18 protein-coding genes are annotated in these 17,043 nt (G+C 67.1%); 5 read left to right on the top strand and 13 right to left on the bottom strand.

Going from position 1 to position 17,043, the window contains the following annotated elements; all coding sequences use genetic code 11:
• A partial coding sequence (locus AB4Z37_RS21710) for a GTP-binding protein (protein ID WP_441518826.1) occupies positions 1-144 on the bottom strand: 144 nt, incomplete at its 3' end.
• Positions 145-308: 164 nt separating this feature from the next.
• Between AB4Z37_RS21710 and AB4Z37_RS21705 the strand changes: the two genes are divergently transcribed.
• Positions 309-1,529 (top strand): serine hydrolase domain-containing protein, encoded by a 1,221-nt coding sequence (locus tag AB4Z37_RS21705; RefSeq protein WP_441518825.1) that lies wholly within the window; start codon positions 309-311, stop codon positions 1,527-1,529.
• Positions 1,530-1,604: 75 nt separating this feature from the next.
• Here the strand turns inward: AB4Z37_RS21705 and AB4Z37_RS21700 are convergent, their stop codons facing one another.
• The 6 genes from AB4Z37_RS21700 to AB4Z37_RS21675 form a co-directional block, all read right to left on the bottom strand.
• Positions 1,605-2,564 carry a hypothetical protein gene (locus tag AB4Z37_RS21700; protein ID WP_441518811.1) on the bottom strand — a complete coding sequence of 320 codons (960 nt, stop codon included), beginning with the start codon at positions 2,562-2,564 and terminating at the stop codon, positions 1,605-1,607.
• 130 nt (positions 2,565-2,694) lie between these two features.
• Positions 2,695-3,462, bottom strand: coding sequence for an SDR family NAD(P)-dependent oxidoreductase (locus AB4Z37_RS21695; RefSeq protein WP_441518810.1), 768 nt, complete (start codon positions 3,460-3,462; stop codon positions 2,695-2,697).
• Positions 3,463-3,498: 36 nt separating this feature from the next.
• Positions 3,499-4,242 carry a histidine phosphatase family protein gene (locus AB4Z37_RS21690; protein ID WP_441518809.1) on the bottom strand — a complete coding sequence of 248 codons (744 nt, stop codon included), beginning with the start codon at positions 4,240-4,242 and terminating at the stop codon, positions 3,499-3,501.
• An 11-nt stretch (positions 4,243-4,253) separates the two neighbouring features.
• A complete protein-coding gene (locus tag AB4Z37_RS21685; RefSeq protein ID WP_441518808.1) occupies positions 4,254-5,039 on the bottom strand; it encodes an SDR family NAD(P)-dependent oxidoreductase in 786 nt (261 codons plus the stop codon).
• A gap of 112 nt (positions 5,040-5,151) precedes the next feature.
• On the bottom strand, positions 5,152-6,210 hold the full coding sequence (locus AB4Z37_RS21680; RefSeq protein ID WP_441518807.1) for a phosphotransferase family protein: 1,059 nt from the start codon (positions 6,208-6,210) through the stop codon (positions 5,152-5,154).
• Between the two features lie 23 nt (positions 6,211-6,233).
• Complete coding sequence (locus AB4Z37_RS21675; RefSeq protein WP_211964597.1) at positions 6,234-7,472, bottom strand: acyl-CoA dehydrogenase family protein; 1,239 nt, start codon at positions 7,470-7,472, stop codon at positions 6,234-6,236.
• Between the two features lie 255 nt (positions 7,473-7,727).
• On the opposite strand from AB4Z37_RS21675, the gene AB4Z37_RS21670 reads away from it, so the two are divergent.
• On the top strand, positions 7,728-8,399 hold the full coding sequence (locus tag AB4Z37_RS21670; protein WP_441518806.1) for a TetR/AcrR family transcriptional regulator: 672 nt from the start codon (positions 7,728-7,730) through the stop codon (positions 8,397-8,399).
• A 105-nt stretch (positions 8,400-8,504) separates the two neighbouring features.
• Here AB4Z37_RS21670 and AB4Z37_RS21665 read toward each other — a convergent pair whose 3' ends face one another.
• Complete coding sequence (locus tag AB4Z37_RS21665; RefSeq protein ID WP_249122989.1) at positions 8,505-8,852, bottom strand: TfoX/Sxy family protein; 348 nt, start codon at positions 8,850-8,852, stop codon at positions 8,505-8,507.
• 195 nt (positions 8,853-9,047) lie between these two features.
• Here AB4Z37_RS21665 and AB4Z37_RS21660 point away from each other — a divergent pair, with 195 nt between their 5' ends.
• The 3 genes from AB4Z37_RS21660 to AB4Z37_RS21650 all read left to right on the top strand — a co-directional run bounded on the left by AB4Z37_RS21660 (position 9,048) and on the right by AB4Z37_RS21650 (position 12,292).
• Positions 9,048-9,386: a YciI family protein gene (locus tag AB4Z37_RS21660; protein WP_441518805.1), complete on the top strand. Its 339-nt coding sequence runs from the start codon at positions 9,048-9,050 to the stop codon at positions 9,384-9,386.
• Positions 9,387-9,388: 2 nt separating this feature from the next.
• On the top strand, positions 9,389-10,729 hold the full coding sequence (locus AB4Z37_RS21655; RefSeq protein ID WP_441518804.1) for an RNA polymerase sigma factor: 1,341 nt from the start codon (positions 9,389-9,391) through the stop codon (positions 10,727-10,729).
• A gap of 102 nt (positions 10,730-10,831) precedes the next feature.
• Complete coding sequence (locus AB4Z37_RS21650; protein WP_441518803.1) at positions 10,832-12,292, top strand: MATE family efflux transporter; 1,461 nt, start codon at positions 10,832-10,834, stop codon at positions 12,290-12,292.
• An 11-nt stretch (positions 12,293-12,303) separates the two neighbouring features.
• On the opposite strand, the gene AB4Z37_RS21645 is transcribed toward AB4Z37_RS21650, so the two are convergent.
• The 5 genes from AB4Z37_RS21645 to AB4Z37_RS21625 form a co-directional block, all read right to left on the bottom strand.
• Positions 12,304-12,861 carry a flavin reductase family protein gene (locus AB4Z37_RS21645; protein WP_211964578.1) on the bottom strand — a complete coding sequence of 186 codons (558 nt, stop codon included), beginning with the start codon at positions 12,859-12,861 and terminating at the stop codon, positions 12,304-12,306.
• Positions 12,862-12,887: 26 nt separating this feature from the next.
• Entirely contained in the window at positions 12,888-14,084 is a 1,197-nt protein-coding gene (locus AB4Z37_RS21640; protein ID WP_441518802.1) for an amidohydrolase family protein, read from the bottom strand.
• A 32-nt stretch (positions 14,085-14,116) separates the two neighbouring features.
• Positions 14,117-15,595, bottom strand: a complete 1,479-nt coding sequence (locus tag AB4Z37_RS21635) for a 4-hydroxyphenylacetate 3-hydroxylase family protein (protein WP_441518801.1) — start codon at positions 15,593-15,595, stop codon at positions 14,117-14,119.
• 28 nt (positions 15,596-15,623) lie between these two features.
• Positions 15,624-16,196, bottom strand: coding sequence for an amino acid synthesis family protein (locus AB4Z37_RS21630; RefSeq protein ID WP_441518800.1), 573 nt, complete (start codon positions 16,194-16,196; stop codon positions 15,624-15,626).
• Between the two features lie 92 nt (positions 16,197-16,288).
• The gene (locus AB4Z37_RS21625) at positions 16,289-16,984 is read right to left on the bottom strand and encodes a MarR family winged helix-turn-helix transcriptional regulator (RefSeq protein ID WP_441518799.1); all 696 of its coding nucleotides are present in this window, start codon (positions 16,982-16,984) and stop codon (positions 16,289-16,291) included.
• Between the last annotated feature and the right edge of the window lie 59 nt (positions 16,985-17,043).

Below are 17,043 nucleotides of genomic sequence, written 5' to 3'. Positions count from 1 at the left end.
GTCGTACGCCGTGAACGTCGCGCCGCCAGTCTCCGCCAACACCTTCGTGATCGCCGCAGTCAGCGACGTCTTGCCATGGTCAACGTGACCGATGGTCCCGATGTTGCAGTGCGGCTTATTACGCTCAAACTTCTCTTTGGCCATTCTTCGTCCACCCTCACCAGCCGGCGCGGCTGCGCGGCTACAAATCCGCGGCTGGTTACTGCGGAAAACGCGGCTGTTCAAGGGCGAAGTTATGGGCCAGGGTGGCCAAGGCCCCGCCCGGCGGGGCGCAAAAACAACAAAATGACGCCGAGCAAGGACCCCGCATGCCTCAAACCGCCCTGAAGCCCGCCGCCGGACCGCAAACCCCGCCACTCCCCTTCGCCAGCCCCGCGGCTGTGGGCCTCTCCCCCGCCCGGTTGCAGCGCATGCACGATGCCCTCCAGCGCGAGATCGACCGGGGAACCACCCCCGGGGTGGTGACGCTGATTGCCCGGCGCGGCCAGATCGGCTGGTTCGAGGCCCAGGGCCGCCAGGCCCCCGGCAGCGGCACCGCGATGGCCCGCGACAGCCTGTTCCGCATCTTCTCAATGACCAAGCCGCTGGTCTCGATCGGTATCGGCCAGTTGCTGGAGGACGGCCAGCTGCTGCTGACCGATCCGCTGGAGAAGTTCATCCCGGAGTTCGCCGCCCAGCAGGTCGGCATCGAAAAGGACGGCCGGCTGGAACTCGTGCCCCGGGTGCGCTCGATCACCATTCAGGACCTGTTGCGCCACACCTCCGGCATCACCTACGAGATCACCGGCAACGGCCTCGTGCAGCAGATGTACCGCAAGGTCCGCGCCTTCGCCCGCAACATCAGCAATGCAGAGCATGCCCGCCTGATCGCCGAGCTGCCGCTGGTCTGCCAGCCCGGCACGGAGTGGAATTACAGCCGCTCGACCGACATCCTGGGCCGGGTCATCGAAGTGGTGGCCGAACAGACGCTCGGTACATTCCTGTCCCAGCGCATCCTCGCCCCGCTGCAGATGACGGAAACCGCGTTTTCCACAGCTGCCGCGAATGCCGGCCGCCTTGCCCAGCCCTTTGCCACCGATCCCTGGACCGGCGACAAGGTCGCGCTGTTCGACCCGCTCGAAATCCCGGCGATGGAATCGGGGGGCGGCGGCCTCGTCTCCACCGCGATGGACTACGCCCGCTTCTGCCAGATGCTGCTCAACGGCGGCACGCTGGACGGCCAGTCGATCATCGCGCGCAAGACCCTGCAATTCATGGCCGCGGACCATCTGGCCGCCGACGTCAAGGTCGAATCCATGCTGATTCCCGCCGGCCACTCGTTCGGCCTCGGCTTCGCGGTACGCACCCAGCAGGGCCTCGCGCCGTTCGCGGGTTCGGTCGGCCAGTTCTTCTGGAGCGGCATGGCCGGCACGTTCTTCTGGATCGACCCTGCGGAAGAGCTGTTCGCGGTCTTCCTGTCGCAGGGCCCCGGCCAGCGCGAGTACTTCCGCACGCTGATCCGCAGCCTGGTGTACGCGACGCTGGAGTGAGCGTTTGCCGCCCACCCCGGCAGCCCTGCCGGGGTGTCCTGTGGCCCTCCGCAAGCGAATGTCGGATCCACGCCGCTAGACGGCGACGCAGAACGAGCTCGCGCGCAGGCGGGTGACCTGTTCGGGGGTGAACGCCGGGACCGGCGCCGTGATGCCGGTGGTCGGCGCGAACATGATGTTGATCTTGTCGGGATGATGGACCGGGCGAAAGCTCGGCCCCAGCAGCACATGGCCGAGCTCATGGGCGAGCGTCCAGGGTGATCCGCCGGCGGCCACCGCAACCGCCGCCCGCCCCGGCCGATGACCGGCGCAGCCATTGAGCTTGTTGCCGGCTTTTTCCTTGAGCTGGTTGACATAATAGACGACGACATCGGTCGGGCCGACGCCCTGCCGCCCGCCGAGCAGATCGAGCAGCTTCTGCTGGTCCGATGCGTCGTCCCAATTGCAGGTGGCGTCCGACGCGTCCAGCATCAGTAGGTCGACGGCGTTCGCGCCCATGCTGAGGCCCGAGGCGAATTCCAGCAGCACGCGGCAGCCGTCATAGACCTTCTGCGCGTTCTCCAGCGCCGTCAGTTCGGGCACAACCGGCATCGCGGTCGAGCGGAAGTGCAGCCGCACCTTGCGGTCGTAGTTGGGTTTCGGCGTCGGCGGCTTCGGAGGCTTGAAGTCGAACACGAACACGTCGACGGCGCGCCAGTAGCCGGAATTGTCGTTGACGCCGCCGGTGCTCTCGGTTTCGCCCCGGCCTTGCTCGAGCGGAAACGCGACGCGGGGATTGTAGGTCTTCACCCGCTGGCGCACCGCCTCGCAGCGCTGGAACGACAGCTTCTGATTGAAGGAGGCGTCGCCCAGGTGACTGGCGTAGCCGATGATGTTGACCCACGGCGTCGACGCCGCGCGAACCAGCGGCGCCACGGTGTTGTCGAGCCAGTCGAGGTGCGCGGGCAGCAGGCTCGCATGCCCGGTGTGGAAGTTGCAAAGGCGTGCGGCGACGCGCGCCAGCGAGCCCGTGATCGGTTGGACGTCGAGAGCCATACCTTCCTCCGCGCGCAGGCGCGGCATCGTTCGCCCGGCCGGCGGCCGGGCACGATCCGCGCACGTCCGGTTGTCGGAGCGCGTCGCAGGAAGGTTCAAAGCACCGCGGCGCGAGGCCGCAACCGCGCGATCAGCTGATGGTCGCGCCGCCGTCGATGACCATGGTCTGGCCGGTCATGAAGTTGCCGGCGGCGGAGCCGAGGAACACGGCGGCGCCCGCGATCTCGTCGGGGATGCCGATGCGCAGCAGCGGCGAGCGTGCCGTCGAGGCCTTGAGGTTGTCCGGATTGTCCCACAACGCCTTGGCGAAATCGGTCTTGATCAGGCCCGGCGCGATGCAGTTCACCCGCACGTTGTGCGGGCCGTACTCGCAGGCGAGATTGCGTGCGAGCTGCATGTCGGCGGCCTTGGAGATGGCGTAGGCGCCGAGGATGGTCGAGCCCTTGAGGCCGCCGATCGATGACACAATAATCACAGAACCATCCTTGCGCGCGATCATCTGCGGCACGACCATGCTGATCAGCCAGTTGTTCGACACGATGTTGTTGTCGAGGATCTTGCGGAACTGGTCGTCGGAGATGCCGGCCAGCGGCCCGTAATACGGATTCGACGCGGCGTTGCACACCAGCACGTCGATCCGGCCGAAGGCGCGGTTGCTCTCGTCGACGAGGTTCTGCAGGTTCTCCTTGCTGGAGATGTTGGCGGCGATGGCAATGGCCTTGCCCTTGCCGAAGCGATCGTTGATCTCCTTGGCGACCGCGTCGCAAACGTCCTGCTTGCGTGACGAGATCACGACCTGAGCGCCATGCTCGACCATGCGCTCGGCGACGGCGCGGCCGATGCCGCGGGTCGAGCCGGTGATCACCGCCACTTTTCCGGTCATGTCGAACAGCGTCATCGTTCTCTCCCTGATGTTGTGTTGTCTGTGCCTGCGCTAGCCGATCTTGCCCGGCGAAGCCGCCTCGGGTCCCGCCGGCTGATGCATGGCGGCATGGGATGGATCGGCGATCCATGGCTGCTGGTTGATCATCGGCACGCGCCAGCCGGAGTGATCGGCGCCATGCAGATGATCGAGCCGGGTTACCGAGCAGTTGTCGATGGTGAACGCGAAGCCGCCGCTGGCCGGCAGGCCGAGAGCATGGGCGATGGCCGCCTTGATCGGTCCGCCATGGGACGACACCACGATGTCGCGGCCGCGATGGATGACATTGAGGCGATCGATCGCCGCACACACCCGTGCGGACAGGTCGGCGAAGCTCTCGCCGCCGGGCGCCCGCTCCTCCGCCGGCGCGAACCAGTAGCTGGCGATCGCCGCCGGGCGGCTGGCAAAGAACGCGGCACGGTTGCGGCCCTGCCATTCGCCGAGATCCTGCTCGGCGAAGGCGCGCTCATGCACCATGGTGGCAGGCGCGGGAAAGCCCGCGGCCCAGATCGCCGCCGCGGTCTGATGGGTGCGTTTGAGGTTGCTGGCGTACCACACCGCGTCCCGCGGCAGGATGCGCGCGACCGCGTTGAACACCACGGTGTCGCTGCAGTCGCAGTTGAGATCCTTTTGGCCGTAGATCAGCCCCTCGTCCTCGCGCACCGGCGCGTGGCGCACCCACCACCAGCGCGTCAGCGACAAACCGTCGGGCTTCGGCGGGATGCCGCCGGTGGTGCGCGGACGCGAAGCGGACATGATCGCTCCGCTCAGATCGGCTTGCCGGTGTAGGGCATCGACGCGGTGAGACCGCCATCGACCGGGAACGCCTGGCCGTTGACGTAGGACGCCTCGTCGCTGATCAGGAACAGGCCCATCGCCGCGAGCTCGTGCGGCTGCCCGGCCCGCTTCAGCGGGTTGAGCTGGCCGATCTTGCCCTCGGTGCCGCGCTCCTTGGCGTTGTCGAAGATCGGCTTGGTCATGCCGGTCTCGATCAGGCCCGGGCACACCGCATTGATGCGCACGTTGGTGCCCGACAGCGAATAGGCCGTGGTCTGCACCAGGCTGATGACGCCGGCCTTGCTGGCGGCATAGGGATGGCCGCTGGCGCCGGACTTGAGGCCGGCGACGGACGCGGTGCAGACGATGGCGCCGTGGCCCTGCTTGGTGAGATGCGGGATCGAGTGCTTCACCGCCAGGAACGGGCCGATCAGGTTGATCCGCAAGATCTCCTGCCAGTGCTCCGGCGTCTGGTCGGCGAGCGGCACGAGACCGCCGCTGATGCCGGCGTTGGCCCAGATGCCGTCGAGCTTGCCATAGGTCGCGATCGCCTTGGCGATGAAGGCCTGGACATCTGTTTCCGAACCGGCATCGGCCTGCACCGCTTCCGCGGTGCCGCCAGCCTTGCGAACCAGTTCGACCGTGTCCTTGACACCCTCACTGCGGTCCACGGCGATGAGCCGCGCACCCTCCTTGCAAAACAACAGCGACGCCGCGCGGCCGATGCCGCTGCCCGCGCCGGTGATCACGATGGACTTGCCGTCGAGACGCCCCATGATGCGTTTCCTTCTGTCATGTCGATCGAAAGCACGGCGCAACCGCGGTTCCGGCCGCCGCCCGTGGCATCGGCACGCCCGGCGAGTGCCGAGCGCGCCCGTCGCGATGGGATCAGGCCCCGGCCTTCCGGGCGTAGGCCCAGGATGCCTGCGCCAGCGGAATGCGGCGCGCCGCCGATTCAGCCGCCCGCGCGTTGGCGGCAGTGCCGTCGCGGATGCGCGCGGCGATGCCCTGCACGATGCCCGCGAGGCGGAACAGGTTGTAGGCGAAGTACCAGTTGAGGTCGGGGATGCTGCTGCGGCCGGTGGCGTTGCAGTAGATCGCCTCCGCCTCCTCCATGGTCGGGATGTTGAGCGCCTTGAAGTCGGCGCCCTCGAGACCCGGCATCACCCACTGCATCAGCAGGTAAGTGAAGTCCGCGAGCGGATCGCCGAGCGTCGACAGCTCCCAGTCCAGCACCGCCTTCACCTTGGGCTCGGTGGCGTGGAAGATCATGTTGTCGAGGCGATAGTCGCCGTGCACCACCGACACCCGGTCCTGCTGCGGCACGGTGCGCGGCAGCCACTCGATGAGGCGATCCATCTCCGGGATGACGTCGGTCTCCGACGCCCGGTACTGCTTGGTCCAGCGTTCGACCTGCCGGGCGAAGTAATTGCCCGGCTTGCCGAAATCACCGAGGCCGATGGCCTGCGGATCATACTGGTGGAGCAGCGCCAGCGTCTCGACCTTGCTGGTGAACACCGCGCGGCGTTCCGCCGGCGGCAGGTTCGGCAAGGTCGGGTTCCAGAAGACGCGGCCTTCCTCCATCGACATGATGTAGAAGGCCGCGCCGATCACGGCGTCGTCCATGCACAGCGCATAGGCGCGCGCCACCGGAAAGCCCTGGCGGTACAGTGCATCGATGACGCGGAACTCGCGGTCCACCGCATGCGCCGACGGCAGCAGCTTGCCGAACGGCTTGCGCCGCATGACATAGGCCCGGCCCGGGGTATCGAGCCGGTAGGTCGGGTTGGACTGCCCGCCCTTGAACTGCGACACCGTCAGCGGCCCGGCATAGCCCTCGACATGCGAGGCCATCCAGCGGTCGAGGCTCGCCTCGTCGATGCGATGGCGCTCCTCGACCGGCTTGGTGCCGGAGAAATCCGCGTCTTCCCTCACGCCAAGACCCATGCCGGCTCTCCGCTCGATGCCCGTTAGTGCTTGGCCGGCTCGTTGGCGTACTTGCGCATCTCGAGCCGGGCGATCGCACGGTTGTGCACCTCGTCCGGGCCGTCCGCAAGCCGCAGTGTGCGAATGCCCGCATAGTCCTTGGCGAGACCCGCCTCGTCGGACACGCCGCCGCCGCCATACGCCTGGATGGCGTCGTCGATGATCTTGAGCGCCATGTTCGGCGCCGCGACCTTGATCATCGCGATCTCGAGCTGGGCGGTCTTGTTGCCGACCTTGTCCATCATGTCGGCGGCCTTGAGGCACAACAGGCGCGTCATCTCGATGTTGGTGCGGGCTTCGCCGATGCGCTGCTCCCACACCGACTGCTCGATGATCTTCTTGCCGAAGGCGGTGCGCGACGACAGGCGGCGGACCATCTTCTCCAGCGCTTCCTCGGCCTTGCCGATGGTGCGCATGCAGTGATGGATGCGGCCCGGACCAAGGCGGCCCTGCGCGATCTCGAAGCCGCGGCCCTCGCCGAGCAGCAGGTTCGACACCGGCACGCGGACGTTCTCCAGCAGCACCTGGGCGTGGCCGTGCGGCGCGTCGTCGAAGCCGAACACCGGCAGCATCTTCTCGACCGTGATGCCCTTGCTGTCGAGCGGCACCAGGATCTGCGACTGTTGCTGATGCTTGGGCGCGTTGAAGTCGGTCTTGCCCATCAGGATCGCGATCTTGCAGCGGGGATCGCCGACGCCGGACGACCACCACTTGCGGCCGTTGATGACGTAGTGATCGCCGTCACGCTCGATGCGGGTCTCGATGTTCGTGGCGTCGGACGACGCCACCGCCGGCTCGGTCATCAGGAAGGCGGAGCGAATCTCGCCGTCCATCAGCGGACGCAGCCACTGGCGCTTCTGCTCCTTGGAGCCGTAGCGCATCAGCACTTCCATGTTGCCGGTATCCGGCGCCGAACAGTTGAACACTTCCGACGCCCAGTAGATGTGGCCCATCTGCTCGGACAGCAGCGCGTATTCGAGGTTAGACAAGCCCGCGCCGCGGAATTCGTCATCTTCATGCGACGACGGCGGCATGAACATGTTCCACAGGCCCTCGGCCTTCGCCTTCTTCTTCAATTCCTCGAGGACCGGGATCACCTTCCAGCGCTCGCCGGCGGCGTCCTGCTCCTTGTAGATCTTCTCGGCCGGACGGACATGCTTGTTCATGAAGGTGGTGACGCGATCGAGCCATTCGCGCTGGCGATCCGACATTGAAAAGTCCATCTGGCGATCCTCGCTGTTCGTTTTTGAAACGTGTTTCGGCGCAGTCTCTGCCTGCCGTCCGCCGCCCGCAAGAGCCTTGATCGTCTCCCGCGAAACGGAAAATCCAGCAGTTTCAACAGCAAGATGACAACCCGGCAGGGCCGCATTGACATCCCGCGCTCTGAAACGATAGTTTCATACAATAGTTTGAATTGCAATCGCGGACCTGCAGCGTCCACCGGCAACGCATCCCTGCCGGCCGAACATGGCTCGCCGATGTCGACCGACGAAACCAAGACCGCCATCCTCACCGCCGCCGAACAGCTCTACGCCGAGCGCAGCTTCGGCGAGGTCAGCCTGCGCGACATCGTCGCCGCTGCCGGCGTCAACCTCGCGGCGGTGAACTATCATTTCGGCTCGAAGGACGAACTGCTGGCGGAACTGTTCCTCAGCCGCGCCACCGCGCTCAACCGCGAGCGTTTCGCCGCGCTGAAGGAGGCGGAAGCCGCCGGCGGCGGCCGCGCCGACGTCGAGGCGATCGTGCGCGCCCTCGCCGGCCCGCCGATCCGATGGTGCCTGGGGGCGGACCGCCAGCGCTCGGCTGCGGCGCGCTTCATGACACGGGCCGCGGTCGAGACCGTGCCGCCGATCCGCAAGATCGTCGAGCGCGACATTACCCACCTGCGGCGCTTCGCCGAAGCGCTGCAGCGCGCCCTGCCCGAGCGCAGCGATGTCGACATCTACTGGGGACTGCATTTCGCGCTGGCGATGATCCGCCAGACCACCACCGACAGCGAGCGGCTGCGCAAGCTGTCCGGCGACCTCTGTGATCTCGACGACGTCGACGACATCATCGAGCGCATCGTCCAGCTCGCGAGCGTCGGCCTGACCGGCAAGACGGCACCGCTGCGCAAGGAACGGGCGAAGGCTGCGGCCGCCAAGGGCTGACGCCCTGGCGCCGGCCGCCGACGGTGCCGCCAGCCCCTTGAGCGCCGCGACGGCTGTCGCCCAGGCGACCTGCCGCTCCGTCCTTTGACACAACGTCGCAGCAATTCATCGGTGTCCCGCGGCCTTGGGCGGAAGCGGATCCACGTAGGCGCGCGCCTGGCCGATCCACCGCGACAGCGCCGGGCGACGGGCAAGCCCCGCCTGCGCGATGAAGACAAAGCCCCCCATCTTCCGGGTTTTGCTCAAGGGGCGGACAAAGGGCCGGGTCAGGGCAGCAGCCTCCGCGTCTTTTCCAACCCGGAGCATGAGGCCTTCCGCGAAGGCGCAACACAGCATGTTGCCGTTCACCAGGAAGGTAATGCCGCCGAACATCCGTTTTTCGGACGCATGCCCGACCGGCAGGATCGACCGGATTCGTTCGGCCAGACTTTCGGGACTCTGCGGCTTGTTCATCTTCGCCAACCCTGCTCCTGCTATGATCCCCCTCGACGTATGACATGGACCCCGGCGGACATTTTTCTTGTAGGATAGGGGCGCTCGACTTTGCCCGCTAACGCCCCCGGACAGGTCCGCCCGGCGGAAAAAGATGTCCGGCGGGCCGTCGTCCGGACGTCTATGGGGTTGAAGTTCAACCCGGGAGGAGAGTCCATGAGCGAATTTACCCTGCTGTTCCGCAACGCATCGGTTTTCGACCAGTCTCCAGACCAGATGCAGGTCTATTCGCAGAAATGGCTGGCCTGGTTCAAACAGCTCGGCGAGAAGGGATACATCAAGCACCCGGGCGCGCCGCTCCAGCCGGCAGGCAAGGTGATCAGAGGCAAGGACAAGAGCATCCACGACGGCCCGTATGTCGAATCCAAGGATATCGTCAACGGCTATACGGTGATCGAGGCGCGCGACCTGACCCATGCTGTCGAGGTCGCCTCGGGGTGCCCCCTTCTCGAACTGGGAGGCGCCGTGGAGGTCCGCCCGGTGCGAATTCTCTGAAGATGCGATCGAGCGACGAGATTTTCCGGCGCGAAGCGGGGCCGACGCGCGCTGTGCTCGTGCGCATCTTCGGCGTCCATAACCTGCCTTTGGTGGAAGACGTCATCCAGGACGCCTTCTGCCGCGCCCTGGACGTCTGGAACGCCAAGGGCATGCCCGACGATCCAAGGGCCTGGCTGATTGCGACAGCGAAGAACTGCGCGCTGGACGTCTTGCGGCGACAACGAACGGCCCAGCGCTTTGCCCCCGAACTCGGCCGCCTGCTGGAAAGCGAGTGGACGGTTGCTCCCGTCGTCAACGAATTCTTCGCCGCCGACGCCATCCAGGACAGCCAGCTGCGGATGATGTTTTCCTGCTGCCACCCGCGGCTGTCGCAGCAGGCCCAGGTCGCCCTGATTCTGAATATCCTGTGCGGTTTCACCGTGGAGGAAATCGCCGGCGCATTCGTCGAAGGACGCTCGGCGGTCGAGAAGCGGATCGCACGGGCCAAACACGTGCTGCGAGGCTCCAAGAAGCTGTTCGATACGGCAGCGCCCGCCGATTTCGCGGACCGCCTGCCGGCGGTTCACCGCGCCCTCTACCTTCTGTTCAACGAAGGATATCACGGCGCCTGCGCCCAGACGGCCGTTCGCGCAGAACTGTGCCGGGAGGCCATGCGCTTGACCGCCATCCTGCTGCAGCACGGCAGCGGTGCCACGCCGGTGAGCTACGCGCTGTCCTCCCTGATGTGCCTGCATGCCGCGCGCCTGCCGACGCGCGTCGACGCAACCGGCAGGCTGATCGCACTCGCCGATCAGGACCGGTCGCGCTGGGACGCGGAGCTGATCCGGGAAGGCATGATGCTGCTCGAACTGTCCGCCCGTGGCCTGGAGACGTCCGAATATCATCTCGAGGCGGCGATCGCCTCCTTCCATGTGCTGGCGCCGCGGGCCGAAGACACCAACTGGAAGGACATCATTGCGCTCTACGACGCGCTGCTCGTCATCAAGCCGTCGGCAGTCGTCGCGCTGAACCGGGCGATTGCGATCGCCGAGCATGAGGGCGCGGCGCGCGGCCTGGAGGAAATCAGCGCCATCGCGCAGCGCGATCGAATGGCGTCCTATCCGTTCTATTGGGCGGCGCTCGGCGAACTCGAACGCCGGTGCGGCCATGACGCGGAGGCGCGCGAGCACCACCGCAAGGCCGCGTCGCTGGCGCGCAATCCGATGGAGCGCGAATACCTGCAGGCACGGATTGCGGCCTGTCATCGTCAGGACGGACCGTCGCTGGCGCATGACGAGGACATCTGGATCGGCGCACTCGACCGGCCGGCGGATCGGCCCGGCCGCCCGGTCGATCCCTGAAGCCGACATCAGATCCTCAGAAAACTGTCCGCCACGCGCTCCACCACACGTCCTTGCCTGAACACCGGCGAACGCCGCCGGGATCCGTCAAAGGAGGAGCGCATGCAGCAGCCACAGAACACGCTGGCATTGCCGGCAGCCGACGTTGCGAAAAAGACCGGCGACGAACTCTCCGGGATGGCGGATCGCCGGCAGATGATGCTGCGGGCGCCGATCCTGCCGCTGCTGATCAAGCTCGCGCTGCCGACGATCATCGTTCTTCTGGTGCAGGCGATGGTCGGCGTCGCCGAAACCTGCTTCGTCAGCTTCCTCGGCACCGATGCGCTTGCCGGCACCACCCTCGTCCTGCCGGTTCTGATGCTGATGCAGACCATGTCGAACGGCGGCATCGGCGGCGGCGTCGCCTCGGCCGTCGCCCGTGCGATCGGCGCCGGGCGCAAGGCGGACGCCGATGCGCTCGTGCTGCATGCGCTGGTCATTGCCGTCGGGTTTGGCGCTGCGTTCTCGGCCCTCGAGTTGCTGGCCGGGCGCCTTCTCTACCGCACGCTCGGCGGAACCGGCGATGCCCTGGCGGCGGCGCTGACCTATGGCCATGTCGTCTTTGGCGGCGCGTGCCTGGTATGGGCCGTCAGCCTGCTCGCGGCCGTCCTGCGCGGCACCGGCAACGTCGTCGTTCCGGCCGCGGTCACGCTCGGCAGCGTGTTTGTCGTGCTGCCCCTGTCGCCCGTTCTGATCTTCGGCGTGGGTCCCATCGGAGGCCTCGGCGTTGCCGGCGCGGGCGTTGCCGTCGTCGTCTACTATGCTCTGGCGCTGGTGGTATTGGTCGCGTACCTGCGCTCCGGCCGCAGCACCGTGCGGCTGTCCCTGGCAGGTCGCCAACTCGCATGGCGGCTGTTCGCGGACATCCTGCGAACCGGCGGACTTGCGGCGATCGGAACGGTTCAGTCGAACCTGACGGTGATGCTGGTCACGGGCATCGTCGGCCTGTTCGGCATCCCCGCCCTTGCCGGCTACGGCATCGCGTCGCGTCTCGACTATCTCCTGATTCCGGCGATCTTCGGCCTTGGCTCGGCGGCCCTGACGATGGTCGGCACCAATATCGGCGCCGGCGAGATCAAAAGGGCCGAACGCATCGTCTGGATATCCGCCGCGGTCGCCGCCGCGCTGACCGAGACGGTCGGGCTTGCCGCGGCCCTGTTTCCGCGCGTGTGGCTCGGGCTGTTTACGGCGGAGGCCGACGTGCTGGCGACCGGCAGCCTGTACCTGCGGACCGTCGCGCCGTTCTATGGCTTCATCGGTGTCGGCCTGCTGCTTTATTTCGCCGGCCAGGGAGCGGGCAAGGTCGGCTGGCCGGTGATCGCCGGTTTCGTCCGCCTGATCGTGGCGGCCGGCGGCGGCTGGTGCCTCACGGCCCAGGCGGGCAGCGACCTCGACACGCTCTTCCGTGTCGTGCTGCTTGCCAGCGTCGCCTACGGCGCCATCCCGCTGGTCGCCTTCGCGTTTGGTTCGCGCAAAGCACCCCCCAGAGCGTCAGTTTCGTCGACCATCGCCGAAACCGAATGACCAGCCGTCGACTACCAGCCGTGGCTCCAGTCCCGCGCGTCGAACGGCGCCTCGATGGCATGGTCGGCATCGAGGCGGCGGTACTGCCCGCCAAAGAACACCAGCGGGCGCGCGGCATGGCGGCCGACCTGGCGCAGCGCATCGACCCGGCCGACGATGATGAGGTGATCGCCGCCGTCGTGGCGCGCATGGGTCGTGCAGCTCAGCAGCACCAGCGTTCCCGGCAGAACCGGGCAACCGTTGACATCCTGCCCGGCCCTGAAGCCCGCCCATTTGTCGGTCAGCGCGCGGGCAAAGCGAGTTGAGATCGTGCTCTGCTCCTCGGCCAGCACGTTGATGGCGAAAGTCTCCGCTGCCTGCCACGCAGCGAAGGCATGGGCGCCGCGGCCGACACTGAACAGCACCAGCGGCGGCTCCAGCGACACCGAATTGAACGAGGACACGGTCATGCCGAGCCGCTCGCCCTCCGGCGTCGTGCTGGTCACCACCACGACGCCGGAGGCGAACAGACCGAGCGCATCGCGGAACGCGCGGGCCGTAAAACCGGTGTCCTGCTCGATCGTGGTCATCGCATCCTCCGAAGGTCGCCTTGAAGTCAGTGTCGCGCTGCGCCGTACGACATCGGCACACGGCAGTGCGCGACCTTGACGCTGCGCGTCGTCGCCGGACTGTTGCGGCTGCGGCCGACGAAGCGCGGCTCGCCGGCCGTCACCACCGCCCCGATCGCGGCGATGTCGCCGTTGGCGATGGCGGCGAGCGCGGTCGCCTGCGAGCCGCCGTCCGGCGCGTCGATCAGCACGAGGTCGGCGTCGCGGCCGACCGCGATGCGGCCGGCATTGAGGCCGTAGACCTGCGCGTTGTTGCCGGTCGCGGCGGCGATGGCGAGCTCCGGCGCCACCCGGCCGAGGCTCGCCAGATGCGAGATGGTGTAGAGCATGCCGAGCGGCATGATGCCGCTGCCGGTGGGCGTATCGGTGGCGATCAGCAGCCGGTCGAACGCGTCATGGCTCATGGCGAGCGATGCGGTCAGCAGCGCGGTGCGCAAGTTGCCGGCGGTGCACAGCTGCAGCGCGATGGCGCTGTCGCGCACCAGGCGCTCGAAATCCGCATCCTTCATCGCGGTCGGGCCGCCATTGACATGGAAGGAGACGTGCGGGTTCATCGCCAGCAGATGATCGCCGGTCACCGCGCCCGAGCCCGGGATCGACGAGCCGCCGGTATGGACGGTGGTGATCATGCCCGCCGCGCGCGCGGCGGCGACCAGCGGCACATAATCGTAGGCGGTCTTCATCGCGCCGAAGCCGGCCTTGGCCAACCACACCCCCTGGCGCCTGAGGTCGGCGAAGTCGGCCTCCGTCAGGCCAGGCTCGAGAATGACCGAGCCGGCATGCACCCGCATGCCGCCGGGACGGTAGGTCTCGAAGCACTTGTGCGCCGCGACCGCGAGCGCCTTGACGCCGTCGACGTCCTTCGGCCGCCCGGGAACGTGGACTTCCGACGCGGAGATCGCGGTGGTGGTGCCGCCATGGACGTAGCTGTCGAGATAGCCCACGGTCTGCTGGCGCGGGGTATAGTCGCCGAACGTGATGTGGACGTGGGAATCGATCAGCCCCGGCATCAGCGTGGTGCCGCCGGCATCGATCACCACATCGGCCGCCTCGACCGCGGCGGGGGACGCCGTCCCCACCGCGGCGATCAGGCCGCTCTCGCAGATCACGGTATCCCCGGCGATCAGGGGATGGCGCCAGTCGCCGGAGACGATGGCGCCGATGTTGACGATCGCGACTCGCATGACAAGCCTCCTCCCTATCCTGGTGAACCGCGTTACTGCCGAACGGCGCCCTGGGGGGCGTCGAGCGACACGCTCGCCATGAGATGGCGCACCAGCGCGGCGGCGCTGTCCCAGCCGAAGGTGCGGTAGCTGTGTCCAGCGGTGACGAACTGCGCACCGGCGTAGAACATCTCGTACTGGGTATGACGCGAGCCGAACTCAGAGCCGATCGCGTCCCATGCCGCCTTCAGGAAGCGCACCTTCTGCTCGGGTTCGAGCGCGGCGGAGCGCTGGGTCTTGTGGATCAGCGGCGCCAGCGTCTCGTTGGCGAAGTCGCGATACGACGACGGCAGCATGATGAAGGCGCCGCCGGCCAGTTCGCGGATCTTGTTGATCATCCGGGGGTAGAGGTCCTGGGTCACGACCTGCGCCGAATAGAGATGGTGACGGTTCGGCACCCAGTACTCGCCGCAGAACTCGCCCGCCGCCTCCATGCCGTGCAGCATGGCTTCGACCATGCCGACATCGGCGGCGAGACGTCCGAGCTGCTCGCGGACCTGCGGCATCGCCGCCGTGCCGATCGCCTCGGTGAGCTGATGCGCCAGCCCGACCAGGAATTTGAGCTTCACCACCAGGCGGATCTGCGACTGATAGTTCTGGAACACATGCCCGGGCGTGTCGTGGAACTGGGCGCGGCAGAGATCGACGTTGCGATGGACGAACATCCGCTCCCACGGCACCTTGACGTCGTCGAAATAGATCACCGCGTCGTTCTCGTCATAGCGCGACGACACCGGGTTGTCGTAGACCGACACGGCTGCCGCCTCGTAGGACTTGCGCGACAGCACCTGCAGCCCCCTCGCATTCATCTCCAGCGCGCAGCTGAACGCCAACGGCTCCTCCGTGGCCTTGAGCGGCTGCAGGTTGGCGACGAAGATCTCGTTGGCCATGATCGAGCTGGTGCCCATCATCTTGGCGCCGCGGATGGTGACACCGGTCGAGTCCTCGTCGACGATCCGCGCCACCAGGTCTTCGTCCTGGTCGCCCCAGTCCTTGGAGCGATTGGCCTGCGGATTGATGATGACGTAGGTCATGAACAGGTCGTTGGTGCTGGCATAGTCGAAGTAATCCGCGAATGCCTTGGCCCGCGCCGCGCCGCCGCGCTCGAACACGTCGAGCCGCATGCGCTGGCCGACCAGTGCCGACGCCAGGTGGTCCGGCGAGCGCCCCATGAAGCCGTAGCTGCATTCCGCCCAGGCGGTGAGCGCCTTGCGGCGGTTGACCATCTCGGCGTGCGAGCGCGGAATTTGCCAGGCGCGGCTGACGCGGCGGTTGCCGCCGTCCGGCGCGAACGTCATCAGCTCGAGATTCTCCGGCGCGGACTGGAAGTCGTAGAGGCTCGCGGCGGACGCCACCGCGTTGCGATAGGCGTGGTGCGTCGTGACGTCCGCGACGCGCTCGCCGTCGATGAAAACTGCGCGCCCGTCACGCAGGGACGCGAGGTGCTCGGCACCATTCTTGCTGATGGCCATGATGTTTCCTCCCGATGATGTGTCGTGCTCAGACGAGGCCGTCCTCGCCCTTGATCTCATGGCTCGCCAGCCCGCCGACGCGGTGGTTGAGGCGGCCACGGTTGGCATAGGCGCAGATGATCGCGATCTCGTCCGGCAGCGGCGCGTCCGGCAGCGCGATGGTGATGCCGTCATAGTGGGAGCGCACGTACAGCGCATCCTTGTGCGCGAGCGGCACGTCGATCGCAGCGCCCGGCGCCGCACGCTTGGTCAGCGACGAAACCCACGCCTTGCCGCCGCCGGCGGTGGCGCGGATGACGTTGCCGAACACCGTGGTGAGCAGCGCCACGCCGTGCTCCTGCTCTCCGGACAGCCCGATGACCGCGCCCTTGCCATAGCTCTCGACCGGATACGGTCCCAGCGCCGCCCGCGCGATCGTCGAGATCTCCTCGCCGAGCGCCGCGCTCGCCGTGACCAGACTGGACAGATCGTCCTGATAGCGACCGGCAAACGGATTGCCGACGATCGCGACAGCCGCGACCTTGCGCAGCGGCGTCGCCGCCGCGATGCCCGCCTCCGAGCGCGCCTCGTCGACGACGGTGATGATCTTGCGGATATGCATGTCTCGCTCCTCCCTAAATCAATAAGCTTTATTAGCTAATTTTCGAAGCTAATGCAAGACGCATCTGCCTCGGGGAGAGCGCCGCCGGCGGACTATTGCGCGCTGAGCCGGCGCGACTGCTTGCTGCCGCGCTTCATCGGGCGCTCGTCGGTCGGCATCGCCCCCTCGCCGCCGCCGGCGTAATAGGCCTGCAGGCTCAAGGCGCGGTTGCTGCTCTCGATCAGGCGGTTGACCATGCTGAGCAGCTGCTGGAATTCGGCGGCGCTGAGGCAATCGAACTGCACGTCGTTGACCTTGCGTTGCACCGGCGCGAGCTCGGCGAGGCGCGCCCAGCCTTCCTGCGAGATCTCGAGCAGCACCCGCCGCCGGTCGCTCGGATCCGGCGTCTTGTGGATGAGGCCGCGCTTCAGCAGCTGGTTGGTCAGCGTCGTGACGAAGGCGCCGCTCAGATAGAGGTGCTCGGCGAGACGATTGACGCTGACCTGGCCCTCCTCGGCGGACAGGTGCCCGATCGAGATCAGCACCGTGTATTCAATCCCGACGAGACCGATGCGGGCGCCATGACCGGCGCGGACGGCCTCGTGGCGGGCAAAGAAGCCGAACAGGCCATGCACCAGGCTGCGGAACGCACGGTCGGATCCCTGCACCAGCAATTCCGGCCGCGACACCGTCAGCGGCACTGTCCGCGGTCGCCCTGCCGGGGCCGGCAACGGCAGCGCCTTCTGCTTCAGGGGGCTCTGCTCCGCCTCGCTTCGCGGGGTGGACGATCGGCTCTTCTTGGCGGACATCGGCTGGTTTCCCGAGATACGAAGCAATCAGCGGGAAGAGAATCGGCGCATCTTCCCCT

The sequence above is a fragment of the Bradyrhizobium sp. 2TAF24 genome (assembly GCF_052115025.1).
In the GTDB taxonomy this organism is placed as follows: domain Bacteria; phylum Pseudomonadota; class Alphaproteobacteria; order Rhizobiales; family Xanthobacteraceae; genus Bradyrhizobium_A.
This window is presented reverse-complemented; position numbering and strand designations above follow the sequence as displayed.

What these genes read in the sequence shown, in the direction of transcription:
- AB4Z37_RS21705 (WP_441518825.1), top strand. Translation starts at nt 309, where the DNA reads ATGCCTCAAACCGCCCTGAAGCCCGCCGCCGGACCGCAAACCCCGCCA.
- AB4Z37_RS21700 (WP_441518811.1), bottom strand. Translation starts at nt 2,564, where the DNA reads ATGGCTCTCGACGTCCAACCGATCACGGGCTCGCTGGCGCGCGTCGCC.
- AB4Z37_RS21695 (WP_441518810.1), bottom strand. Translation starts at nt 3,462, where the DNA reads ATGACGCTGTTCGACATGACCGGAAAAGTGGCGGTGATCACCGGCTCG.
- AB4Z37_RS21690 (WP_441518809.1), bottom strand. Translation starts at nt 4,242, where the DNA reads ATGTCCGCTTCGCGTCCGCGCACCACCGGCGGCATCCCGCCGAAGCCC.
- AB4Z37_RS21685 (WP_441518808.1), bottom strand. Translation starts at nt 5,039, where the DNA reads ATGGGGCGTCTCGACGGCAAGTCCATCGTGATCACCGGCGCGGGCAGC.
- AB4Z37_RS21680 (WP_441518807.1), bottom strand. Translation starts at nt 6,210, where the DNA reads ATGGGTCTTGGCGTGAGGGAAGACGCGGATTTCTCCGGCACCAAGCCG.
- AB4Z37_RS21675 (WP_211964597.1), bottom strand. Translation starts at nt 7,472, where the DNA reads ATGGACTTTTCAATGTCGGATCGCCAGCGCGAATGGCTCGATCGCGTC.
- AB4Z37_RS21670 (WP_441518806.1), top strand. Translation starts at nt 7,728, where the DNA reads ATGTCGACCGACGAAACCAAGACCGCCATCCTCACCGCCGCCGAACAG.
- AB4Z37_RS21665 (WP_249122989.1), bottom strand. Translation starts at nt 8,852, where the DNA reads ATGAACAAGCCGCAGAGTCCCGAAAGTCTGGCCGAACGAATCCGGTCG.
- AB4Z37_RS21660 (WP_441518805.1), top strand. Translation starts at nt 9,048, where the DNA reads ATGAGCGAATTTACCCTGCTGTTCCGCAACGCATCGGTTTTCGACCAG.
- AB4Z37_RS21655 (WP_441518804.1), top strand. Translation starts at nt 9,389, where the DNA reads ATGCGATCGAGCGACGAGATTTTCCGGCGCGAAGCGGGGCCGACGCGC.
- AB4Z37_RS21650 (WP_441518803.1), top strand. Translation starts at nt 10,832, where the DNA reads ATGCAGCAGCCACAGAACACGCTGGCATTGCCGGCAGCCGACGTTGCG.
- AB4Z37_RS21645 (WP_211964578.1), bottom strand. Translation starts at nt 12,861, where the DNA reads ATGACCACGATCGAGCAGGACACCGGTTTTACGGCCCGCGCGTTCCGC.
- AB4Z37_RS21640 (WP_441518802.1), bottom strand. Translation starts at nt 14,084, where the DNA reads ATGCGAGTCGCGATCGTCAACATCGGCGCCATCGTCTCCGGCGACTGG.
- AB4Z37_RS21635 (WP_441518801.1), bottom strand. Translation starts at nt 15,595, where the DNA reads ATGGCCATCAGCAAGAATGGTGCCGAGCACCTCGCGTCCCTGCGTGAC.
- AB4Z37_RS21630 (WP_441518800.1), bottom strand. Translation starts at nt 16,196, where the DNA reads ATGCATATCCGCAAGATCATCACCGTCGTCGACGAGGCGCGCTCGGAG.
- AB4Z37_RS21625 (WP_441518799.1), bottom strand. Translation starts at nt 16,984, where the DNA reads ATGTCCGCCAAGAAGAGCCGATCGTCCACCCCGCGAAGCGAGGCGGAG.